The sequence below is a fragment of the Rhizobium sp. RU36D genome (assembly GCF_900176345.1).
Taxonomy (GTDB): domain Bacteria; phylum Pseudomonadota; class Alphaproteobacteria; order Rhizobiales; family Rhizobiaceae; genus Allorhizobium.
The window spans coordinates 81,395-92,440 of sequence record NZ_FWXU01000024.1 but is presented as its reverse complement, the minus strand read 5'-3'; the positions used below and the strand labels follow the sequence as shown (position 1 = coordinate 92,440).

Below are 11,046 nucleotides of genomic sequence, written 5' to 3'. Positions count from 1 at the left end.
GCCTTCGTCATGCCAAACCTCCGTTTGGCATAATGAGTCAGAATTCCTCTGATTTGGGAATCCCATCACGAGTCGGCGTCATTGCTCGTTGGTATCAGCTCCACATCGAGCGCATGCGCGCGCCTACATCGATGCGGATCTGTTTCGCGCTGCGCTCGTTGGCAGCCGCACTTACCTTCGGCCAGGTCGTTGTCTCAAAGAACTGCAGCAACGTCGCCGGGATGAAGCGGGTGCGCGACGCGTAGACATGCCGGTCGCCCTGAGCGTTCTGGCCATGGGTGAAGAAGCGTTGCGGCGTGATCAGGTGCAGGCTGTCGCGTGCGCGCGTCATGCCGACATAGAGCAACCGACGCTCTTCCTCCAGTTCCGCTGTCGTGCCCGCTCCGAGATCTGACGGTATGCAGCCGTCGACGACATTGAGCATGAAGACCGAACGCCACTCCTGGCCCTTGGCAGAATGGATGGTCGACAGGATCAGATAGTCCTCATCAAGCAGCGGCACACCCGCCTGGTCGCTGGTGGCATCCGGCGGATCGAGCGTCAGCTCAGTCAGGAAGCGCTCGCGATTGGCGTATCCGGAAGCGATCTGCTCGAGCTGAACAAGATCGGCCTTCCTCGTGTCCGCATCCTCATGCATGCGATCGAGATGCGGTTCATACCAGGCACGCGCCAGACCGATCTCCGCAGGCCAGCCCGCCTCGGATTTGCGTAGGGCGGAAACCAACGTGGTGAAGTTCGGCCAGTCCTCGCCGCTCTTCGGTGGTGGAGGCAACTCCATCAGCGACAAGAGCGGTTCGGGATCGGCGGCGATCGTATCCAGTATGCGGGCGGCCGTCTGCGGCCCGATACCCGGCAGCATGTGCAGGAGACGAAAGCCCGCGACGCGGTCGCGCGGGTTCTGGGCAAAACGCAGCACCGCCAGCAGGTCCTTGACATGGGCGCTGTCGAGGAACTTCAACCCGCCAAACTTGACGAAGGGAATGTTGCGGCGGGTCAGTTCCACTTCGAGCGGGCCGCTGTGGTTGGATGCCCGGAACAGCACAGCCTGCTGCTTGAGCGGAACACCGACTTCTCGGTTGGCCAGCACCTGCTCGACGATATAGCCGGCCTGATCCGCCTCGTCCTTTACCGTCGCCAGAACAGGGCGCTGTTCGGATTGCCTGTCGGTCCAGAGGTTCTTGGTAAAGCGCTCGCGGGCGAGGTCGATGACGCCGTTGGCGGCGGCCAGGATCGGCGCGGTGGAGCGATAGTTGCGATCGAGCGTGATGACGTCAGCGGGCTTGGGCGAGAAGGCGCCGGGGAAGTCGAGGATGTTGCGGATGGTGGCGGCGCGGAACGAATAGATCGATTGCGCATCATCGCCGACCACGGTCAAACCACGACCGCCAGGCTTCAGCGCCATCAGGATGGAAGATTGAAGACGGTTGGTGTCCTGATATTCGTCGACCAGGACATGATCGAAACGACCGCCGACATCATCGGCGATGTCGGGATCGGAAACCATCTGCGCCCAGTAGAGCAGGAGATCGTCGTAATCGAGGACGTTCTGCGCCTGCTTGGCCTCGACGTAAGCCGCAAACAGTTGCTTGAGTTCGCTCTCCCATTCAAGCACCCAGGGATAGGCTGACCTCAGCACCTCGCTGATGCTGCTCTCGGAATTGACCACGCGCGAATAGATCGCAAGGCAGGTGCCCTTGGTCGGAAAGCGGTTCTGGGTCTTGGAGAAGCCGAGATCATGACGGACGATGTTCATGAGATCGGCGCTGTCTTCCCGATCATGGATGGTGAAATCGACATTGAGCCCGATCTGCTCGGAATATATTCTGAGTAGCCGCGCCCCAATGCCATGGAATGTGCCCGACCAGGCGAGCGCATCGGTCATGATGGCGGCATTGTCGCCCAGCACCTGACGACAGATCCGCTCGACCCGACGGGCCATCTCCGAGGCGGCGCGGCGCGAGAAGGTCATCAGCAGGATGCGGCGGGGATCTGCGCCGTGCACAATGAGATGGGCGACGCGATGGGCCAGCGTGTTGGTCTTGCCGGAACCGGCGCCGGCGATGATCAGCAGTGGGCCGCCGATCCCGGCGTCGGCCAAACTCACGCCGTGCTCGACGGCCTCACGCTGGCGGTCGTTCAGTTTCTCAAGATAGGCTGATGTCATTGATCCCCACGCAAGCTCTTCAGACCGGCAAGTGATTCACGGCTTCCGGAACGAAAATAGAACATAGCGATCTCGATTGGACTTGTGAACCAAGATTGAGCGGATGGGGGCGAGGAGTGCGCGGATGGATATATCCTAGCCTTGCTCTTCGCCTCAATCCTCCAGCGCCACGAAGTCGCTCGCTTCTTCCAATGCGAGTGCTGCGTTTGAAGGGGTTTCTTTCCGCCGACTGACTGACCGTCCGGTGCGACAACTTCAAGGGCATTCGCCTTCGGCGCCTCATCAGTGTAAAACCGGTGCGAGTGTTCGACTGGGGAGGATGGACGCATCAATGTGTAATCTCTATCGATTTAATCCGAAGGACTGGCCAAACCGTTGGGTGCAGGACGCCGAAAACATGGTCAACCTGATGCCGTCCTACGAGATCTATCCCGATCAAATCGCGCCTATTCTGAGGAACACGGCCAACGGCAAGCGCCAGTTCACCAATGTCCGCTGGGGACTGCCGAGTTCCTCCCAGGCGCTCTACCAGGCGGCAGCCAAACGGGCCGACAAGCTCCGGGCGAAGGGTAGGGAGGTAGATTTCGACACGCTAGTGAAGATGGAACCGGACGGCGGCACGACGAATGTGCGCAATACGTCCAGCAAGCATTGGACACGCTGGCTCGGTGTCGAGCATCGCTGCCTGGTGCCAGTCACCAGCTTCGCCGAGCCGGATCCTGCGAACAAACTCGAGGGTGGGCGCACACCAAACGCCTGGTTTGCTCTCAATCCAGACTGCCCTGTCTTTTGGTTCGCCGGCATATGGGTGCCGCAATGGGAAAGCGTGCGGAAGCTGAAGGAGGGGCTGATCAAGGCCGATCTCTTTGGCTTCCTGACGACGGAGCCCAATCGCGTTGTCGGTCCCGTGCATGAAAAAGCGATGCCGGTGATGCTGACCACGGATGAGGAGGTCGAGGTGTGGCTGAAAGCGCCGTGGTCTGAAGCCAAAGCACTGCAGAGGCCGCTGCCCGATGAGCGGATGGTCAGGTTGAGCTACTGACCCAACGCGCATTGCAACAGCGGAAATGATTTCCGGATTCGGCCCGAAGCGGTCATTGGGGACATATAGCTGCCAGGCGGCTACGCGCCTTCCAATTCGCACGTCGCCCATGCTGGCAACTCTCGCTGAAAGCAGACAGTAATGTCTATCGCAAAGTGTTCGGCTCAGTTCAGCACATGCACTCCACATCGATCATTCGACTTCTAAAAACGCTGCAATGGCCGCCCCGAGCGGAGCTGAGGCGGCCATTGCCATGAATTCGACGGTCAAGCGGAAATGTCAGCCAGCCACTTTTCAACGCTTCTTGGCACCAAGCCGAGGAGCCGCTGCGCACTTGTCTGTTCAGCAATTACGTTTTCATCGAGCGTCGCTAGCGCTTGATAGAAGGCGGCGACGTTGGCAGCGACGGGGCCGAACACGGGTTCCAGTAGTTTACGGAAGTCCTCCGGAGACTGTGGCTCAAATTGAACACGCCGATTGAAGTGGGCCGCAAACCCGTCAGCCAGTGCGGCACCTTGCATCCCCGGCAATTGGCCCACGCCGACGATGCCGGTGACCCCATGATCCGTCAGCAATCTCTCGGCAACGTCTGCGATGTCCAAGTGGGAACTCCAGGATACCTTGAGATCGGCACGGATCGGATACAAGAGAACGCCGTCCTGCTTTACGCCGCGTACAACCATGGGCAGGAGCAGATTCTCCAGGTAGAGCCTCGGGGCCACAATAGCGTAAGATATCTGGCTTTCGGCAATACCGCGCACAAGCATTCCCATGGCGCTGTCATCAGGCACCTGAACCGCCGATCCGGCCTGATCGATGACCGCGCCGCTGGTCGAAATGACGACGCGCTTGGGCTTGGCTTGGGTGACGGCTTCGAGAAAATTACGCGCATACTCGATGCGTTGAGATTCCGGGGCCTGCGGGAGATGGAAGAAGATCCCATCCGATCCGGTGTAGGCCTCAACCAATGAGCCCACTGAACTGTTATCGACCGTGATGCTGGGCTTTGCGCTGGCCTTGGCGGGATCTCGGACCGCAGCAAGCACGGTTTTCCCTTTAGATCGCAGAAGATCAAAGAGCGGACCACCTTGTGCTCCAGTCGCGCCATGAATGATGAATGACATTGTTTGCTCCATTGCCGTTGCAGGTAGGAGGCTATTGGTGCATTATGTGCATCAGTTACGTCAAATGCACTATTGGAAGAAAATTCGATGACGGCAAAAAAACTGCCATGCTGCGGGGTTGAGCGATTTCTGCTGCTTCTCGATGGTCCCTGGGCAACATTGATCGTCCGTGAACTTTTAGGAGGGCCGCGGCGCTTCACCGAGTTGCGTGGCATGCTGCCAGGCATCAGCGCGCATACGTTGACTCATCGCCTGAGGCGTTTTGAAGAACACGGCTTGGTGACGCGTATGGCATATGCAGAAACCCCTCCCCGTGTCGTCTACGAACTGACCGAGTTGGGTCATTCCTTGCATGACATCCTTTATGCCATGAAAGACTGGGGAGATGCGCTTCCCGACGAGGTCTTGATGAGCCCGACTTCTTCTGTTGCCCATCAAGAGCGCGGGCAGCCCGGGCATGGGGCTGAACGATAAAGCGATTTGGTCGCCGGTTGTGCCCTGTTTCATCACGATGTCCGCTTATGTTGTTAAGTCGACGGGAGCGGACTGTCTCGTTTCGGCCCCATTCTAGCCGCCAACCTCGAAGCAGTTCACGTCTCCTGTTGGCGCAAGCGGCGCACACCTGTCGGCCCATATTTGCCGTCCCTGTCTCGCCGTAGCGCACGCGGAGCGGCTGCCTGCCGAGTTGCGCTGCTGAATCACTTTGGCAAGGCTTGTCGCGGAGTATTTTACAGACCCGCCCTTGTAGCCGGTGCTGTCCCACCTCGCTGACCGGCTTCATGCTGGAACTGTTGTTCACTATTTAATCGCCATCTCCGGGCAGAACGCCGACGTCCGCAAAATAATTGTGATTGGCAACACCCGCTTAGCGCGGACACCCACGATTTTGATTCCACTCGCTGAATCTTCGCGAAAACTAATCGTAGGAACAGATTCCTGCTCCAAGGCCGTCTTGACGCCGGGACCGAGAAGGAACAGAAGGGGAACGAATAAGTTCTCAGCGACATGATGTCGTGCCTTTTCAACGCGTTTCGGAGGGATTCGCCAACGATGTCCGATGCCCGCGAGCTGGCCATTGCTGATCTGCGTGAACGTATCGCCGCTCTGGAGGGCGGCGTGGCAAAGCAGAAGAGCTGCCTCCCGTTCGGCGTACCCGAGATCGATCGGGTTCTTCCTGGTGGCGGCCTCGCCTACGGCGCGTTGCACGAGTTCGCCGGAGGCGGATCAGGCACTGTGGACGGCGCGGCGGCCGCGCTATTCGCCGCCGGGATCGCCGCCCGCACCGAAGGCAAGATTGCCTGGTGTCTCACAAGGCCTGACCTTTTCTTCCCCGCGCTTGCGCAAGCTGGCCTCCACCCGGACCGGGTCGTTTTCGTTGAGGGCAACAAGGAGGAGGATGTGCTCGCGAGTATGGAAGAGTGTCTTTCTTTCGGCGGCCTGGGCGCGGTCGTCGGCGAACTCGTCCGGCTCCCGATGACGGCCTCGCGGCGGCTTCAGCTCGCGGCTGAACGGACAGGGACGATGGCGATAGCCGTCCGGCGCTGGAGACGGCAGGCGGAGGCGAACGACTTCGGCCAGCCTACGGCATCGAAGACACGTTGGCGGGTCAGCGTCCTGCCTTCCGCGGAACTTCCGGTACCTGGACTCGGGCGGGCGAGGTGGCTTCTGGAACTGATAAGATCGCGTGCGGGCGAGTGTGCTGAGTTTGAAATTGGAGCCTGCGATGACAAGGGTCGTATCCATCTATCTCCCGGATCTGCCGACAGATCGCATACGTCGGGCCGATCCGTCCATACCGCCTGAGCAGGCGGTCGCCGTCATAGCGAAATCCGGTTCGAAGCGCTGGGTGTCCGCCGCGGATGCTGTCGCGCGGAATGTGGGTGTGCGGACCGGCATGCCCGCCGCGAAGGCGCAGGCGATCTTCCGCGACCTGATGCTGGTGGACGCTGATCCTGTGGCCGACGCCGCCGCGCTCGAGCGCATCGCGCTTTGGGCTTTGACGGTCTACTCGCCGATCGTAGCCGTGGATGGCATGGACGGGATTGTCATGGACACCGAAGGCGCGGATCATCTGCAGGGCGGCGAGGAACCGATGCTGACGGGCATCGTCAACCGGTTCCGTTCTAGAGCCCTGACGGCGCGGGTAGCGATCGCCGACACCTGGGGCGCGGCCCATGCCGGCGCGCGCGCGATCGGCCGGGAAACCGTCATCGTTCCCAGGGGCGAGACCGTCCGCGCGGTCGAGAAGCTGCCGCTCTCGCTGCTGCGACTGCCGGAGAAGATCGTCGGCGACCTCCGGACCCTTGGCTTTCAGACAATCGGGGAACTTGCGAACACCCCGCGCGCGCCGCTTGCACTTCGCTTCGGCCCCGAGATCGGGCGTCGCCTCGACCAGATGTTCGGTCGGATGTCCGAGCCGATCGTGTCCGTGCGCGCGCCGGAATGGATCGAAGTCTCCCGCGCCTTCGCCGAACCCATCGGTGCCGCCGAGACCATCAACAAGTACGTCGGCCGGCTGGTCGTCCAACTCGTCGGCGAACTCCAGCGCCAGGGCCTGGGCGTCCGCCGCACCGACCTGCTCGTGGAGAAGGTCGACGGCACGCGGCAGGCGATCCGGGCCGGCACCGCCAAGCCCGCCCGCGACGTCGCCTGGCTGACGAAGCTCTTCAAGGACCGCACGGAGAAGATCGAGCCGGGCTTCGGCATCGAGAAGCTGACGCTCATCGCTGTGATGACGCAGCCGCTCAACGAGGAGCAGCGGGCATCCGCCCTGGTACAGGAGGAGGTGACCGACATCACGCCGCTCGTCGACATTCTGGGCAACCGCGGGCAGCGGGTCTACCGGGTCGCGCCCGTCGCCTCGGACGTTCCCGAGCGGTGCGTGCAAAGGATTGAGCCGGCCGCGGACGAAGTTGGACAGACATGGGTCCACCACTGGAAGAGGCCGGTGCGGCTCCTCGACCAGCCAGACAGGATTGCCGTGATCGCGCTCACGCCCGACCATCCGCCGCGCAGCATCACCTGGCGGGGCAGGCGGCACAACGTGAAGCGCGCCGACGGCCCCGAGCGCATTTTCGGCGAATGGTGGAAGCGCGATAGCGAATTGGAAGCGGTGCGCGACTACTACGTCGTGGAAAACGAGGTCGGCGAGCGTTTCTGGGTCTACCGCTCCGGCGACGGCGTGGATCCCGAGACGGGCGACCGCCAATGGTACATCCACGGGATCTTCGCATGAAGTACGCGGAACTCCAGGTGACGACCCACTTCTCCTTCCTCCGGGGCGCGTCCTCGGCCGACGAGCTGTTCGCCACGGCGAAGCAGCTCGGCATCGAAGCCGTCGGCGTCGTCGACCGCAACAGCCTCGCCGGGGTCGTCCGCGCGCTGGAGGCGTCTCGCGTAACCGGCGTCCGTCTCGTCGTCGGCTGCCGCCTCGATCTCCAGGACGGCATGTCGGTTCTCGTCTATCCCACGGACCGCGCGGCCTACTCGCGGCTGACCAGGCTGATCACCCTCGGAAAGAGCAGGGGCGGCAAAAACAACTGCATCCTTCATCTCGACGACGTCGCCCTCTACTGCGAAGGCCTGATCGGCATCCTCGTCCCCGATCTTGCCGACGAGACCTGCGCCGTTCAGCTCAGAAAGATGCACGAGATCTTCGGCAACCGAGCCTACGTCTCGCTATGCCTGCGCCGCCGGCCGAACGATCAGATGCGGCTCCACGAGCTGTCCGAGCTTGCCTTCAGGCACCGCGTACGAACCGTCGTCACCAACGACGTTCTCTTTCACGAACCCGGCCGCCGTCAGCTCCAGGACGTCGTCACCTGCATCCGGAACAACACGCCGATCGACTCCATCGGCTTCGAGCGCGAGCGCCACGCCGACAGATACCTGAAGCCGCCGCACGAGATGGAGCGCCTGTTTCCGCGCTATCCCGAGGCGCTCGCGCGGACGATGGAGATCGTCGAACGCTGCAAGTTCTCGCTTGAGGAGCTGACCTATCAGTACCCCGAGGAAGCCATCGTTCCCGGCATGGATGCCCAGCAGTCCCTTGAGCATTACGTGCGCGAATGCATCCCCGACCGATACCCGGAGGGGCTGCCGCAGAAGGTGCTGCGTGCAGTCAGGAACGAACTCGATCTGATCCGGGAGATGAAGTACGCGCCGTACTTCCTGACCGTCTTCTCGATCGTGAAGTTTGCGCGGTCCCAAGGCATCCTCTGTCAGGGACGCGGGTCGGCCGCCAACTCAGCGGTCTGCTTCATCCTCGGCATCACGAGCATCGATCCCGAGACCAACGATCTGCTGTTCGAGCGCTTCGTCTCCAAGGAACGCGACGAGCCGCCGGACATCGATGTCGACTTCGAACACGAGCGGCGTGAGCAGGTCATCCAGTGGATCTACAAGACCTACGGCAAGGACAAGGCTGCCCTCTGCGCGACGGTCACGCGCTACCGTGCGAAGGGCGCCATCCGCGACGTGGGTAAGGCCCTCGGCCTGCCGGAGGACGTGATCAAGGCCCTGTCGTCGGGCATGTGGTCATGGTCGGAGGAAATCACCGACCGCAACATCCGCGAGCTCAACCTCAATCCGGAGGACCGTCGTCTTGTTCTGACGCTCAGGCTCGCGCAGCAGTTGATCGGAGCGCCACGGCATCTCGGCCAGCATCCGGGTGGCTTTGTCCTGACCCATGAAAGACTGGACGACCTCGTCCCCATCGAGCCAGCGAGCATGAAGGACAGGCAGATCATCGAGTGGGACAAGGACGACGTCGAAGCCCTCAAGTTCATGAAGGTCGACGTCCTTGCCCTTGGCATGCTGACCTGCATGCAGAAGGCCTTCGATCTCATCAAGGAACACAAGGACGAGGATCTCGACCTGGCGACGATCAGGCAGGAGGACGCCGCGACCTATGCCATGATCCGCAAGGCGGACACCCTCGGCACGTTCCAGATCGAATCCCGGGCGCAGATGGCCATGCTCCCGCGCATGAAGCCGAGAACCTTTTACGACCTCGTCGTGCAGGTCGCCATCGTCCGGCCGGGACCGATCCAGGGCGACATGGTTCACCCGTATCTCCGCCGCCGCGAGGGGAAGGAGAAGGTCGAATATCCGACGCCGGAGCTGGAAGCGGTGCTCGGCAAGACGCTGGGCGTGCCGCTGTTTCAGGAATCGGCGATGAAGGTCGCGATGGTCTGCGCCGGCTTCACCGGGGGCGAGGCGGATCAGCTTCGCAAGTCGATGGCAACCTTCAAGTTCACAGGCGGAGTCAGCCGGTTCAAGGACAAGCTCGTCAGCGGCATGATCAACAACGGCTATTCCGCGGAGTTCGCGGAGAAGACGTTCTCCCAGTTGGAGGGCTTCGGCTCCTACGGCTTTCCGGAAAGCCACGCTGCGAGCTTCGCACTCATCGCCTACGCATCCAACTACGTGAAGTGCCACTTCCCCGACGTCTTCTGCGCCGCGCTGTTGAACAGCCAGCCGATGGGCTTCTATGCCCCGGCCCAGATCGTCGGCGACGCCGCCAAGCACGGGGTCGAGATCCGTCCCGTCTGCATCAACCGGTCCCGCTGGGACTGCACGCTCGAGCGCATCGACAATACGAACCGGCACGCTGTCCGGCTGGGGATGCGCATGGTAAAGGGCCTGGCCGTCGCCGATGCAGCGCGGATCGTAGCCGCGCGCATGAACCGGGAGTTCGACAGCGTCGACGACGTCTGGCGACGCTCTGATGTTCCGACTGAGGCGCTCGTTCAGCTCGCCGACGCCGACGCCTTCCTTCCGTCGCTGAAGCACCAGCGACGCGACGCGCTTTGGGCGATCAAGGCGCTGCGCGACGAGCCCCTTCCTCTATTCGCGGCCGCCACCGAACGCGAAGCCGCGGTCATTCCCGAGCAGCAAGAACCAACTGTCGAACTCCGACAGATGACCGAAGGTCACAACGTAGTCCGGGATTACAGACATGTCGGGCTTACACTGCGTGAGCACCCCATTACCTTCTTGCGCCAGGATCTTGAAAAGCGGAGCATCATCACGTGCATTGATGCCATGAACTCGCGAGACGGCCAATGGGTCTTCGCCGCGGGCCTCGTCTTGGTGCGCCAGAAGCCAGGTTCCGCTAAAGGGGTCATGTTCATTACGATCGAGGACGAGACCGGCCCGGCAAACGTCGTGGTCTGGCCGAGCCTCTTCGAGAAAAGGCGACGCGTCGTCCTTGGGGCGTCGATGATGGCGATCAACGGCCGCATTCAGCGGGAGGGCGACGTCGTCCATCTTGTCGCACAGCAGCTATTCGACCTGTCGGCGGACTTGTCCGGACTGGCAGGCCGCGACACTGACTTCAAGCTCCCGACGGGCCGGGGCGACGAGTTCGCGCACGGCTCATCGGGCGGCCCGGACTCGAGAGAGCGACCCAGGGCGCTGCCGGAGGCGCGGGACATCTATGTGCGCGATCTTCATATCGACACTTTGAATGTGCGGTCGAGGAACTTCCATTGATCCAGGCTAGACTTCAGAGGACGTTGCCACGTCAAACGGCCTAAACCACGGCTTGAAGGAGCACGTGTCGGCCAAGAGGGGGCCCCTGCTCTTTCGAAGGGATTGGCGGCAGGTATTGCTTCACGACATCGTGCACCAGCAAGTCGATGTCTTTGGGGGCGCCGCCGTCGAGATCGGCGCGCGTCCGTCATGATCCCAGCGCCATCGGTGCGGTGACCGGT

General features: G+C 61.8%; 7 protein-coding genes. 5 read left to right on the top strand and 2 right to left on the bottom strand.

Annotated elements, in window-relative coordinates; genetic code table 11:
- Positions 1 to 94: 94 nt before the first annotated feature.
- Entirely contained in the window at positions 95 to 2,164 is a 2,070-nt protein-coding gene (locus tag B9A97_RS23335; RefSeq protein WP_084368216.1) for an ATP-dependent helicase, read from the bottom strand.
- 319 nt (positions 2,165 to 2,483) lie between these two features.
- Between B9A97_RS23335 and B9A97_RS23330 the strand changes: the two genes are divergently transcribed.
- Positions 2,484 to 3,206, top strand: a complete 723-nt coding sequence (locus B9A97_RS23330; protein WP_348532422.1) for an SOS response-associated peptidase — start codon at positions 2,484 to 2,486, stop codon at positions 3,204 to 3,206.
- A 266-nt stretch (positions 3,207 to 3,472) separates the two neighbouring features.
- On the opposite strand, the gene B9A97_RS23325 is transcribed toward B9A97_RS23330, so the two are convergent.
- Positions 3,473 to 4,330, bottom strand: coding sequence for an NmrA family NAD(P)-binding protein (locus tag B9A97_RS23325; RefSeq protein ID WP_084368225.1), 858 nt, complete (start codon positions 4,328 to 4,330; stop codon positions 3,473 to 3,475).
- A gap of 87 nt (positions 4,331 to 4,417) precedes the next feature.
- Between B9A97_RS23325 and B9A97_RS23320 the strand changes: the two genes are divergently transcribed.
- From B9A97_RS23320 to B9A97_RS23305, 4 genes are all read left to right on the top strand, one after another.
- Positions 4,418 to 4,804 (top strand): winged helix-turn-helix transcriptional regulator, encoded by a 387-nt coding sequence (locus tag B9A97_RS23320; RefSeq protein ID WP_084368214.1) that lies wholly within the window; start codon positions 4,418 to 4,420, stop codon positions 4,802 to 4,804.
- A 576-nt stretch (positions 4,805 to 5,380) separates the two neighbouring features.
- The gene (locus B9A97_RS23315) at positions 5,381 to 6,133 is read left to right on the top strand and encodes an ImuA family protein (protein WP_084368224.1); all 753 of its coding nucleotides are present in this window, start codon (positions 5,381 to 5,383) and stop codon (positions 6,131 to 6,133) included.
- Positions 6,054 to 7,565, top strand: a complete 1,512-nt coding sequence (locus B9A97_RS23310; protein ID WP_084368213.1) for a Y-family DNA polymerase — start codon at positions 6,054 to 6,056, stop codon at positions 7,563 to 7,565. Before B9A97_RS23315 ends, B9A97_RS23310 begins: the two co-directional genes overlap by 80 nt.
- A complete protein-coding gene (locus tag B9A97_RS23305; RefSeq protein WP_084368212.1) occupies positions 7,562 to 10,825 on the top strand; it encodes an error-prone DNA polymerase in 3,264 nt (1,087 codons plus the stop codon). Before B9A97_RS23310 ends, B9A97_RS23305 begins: the two co-directional genes overlap by 4 nt.
- Positions 10,826 to 11,046: the final 221 nt, after the last annotated feature.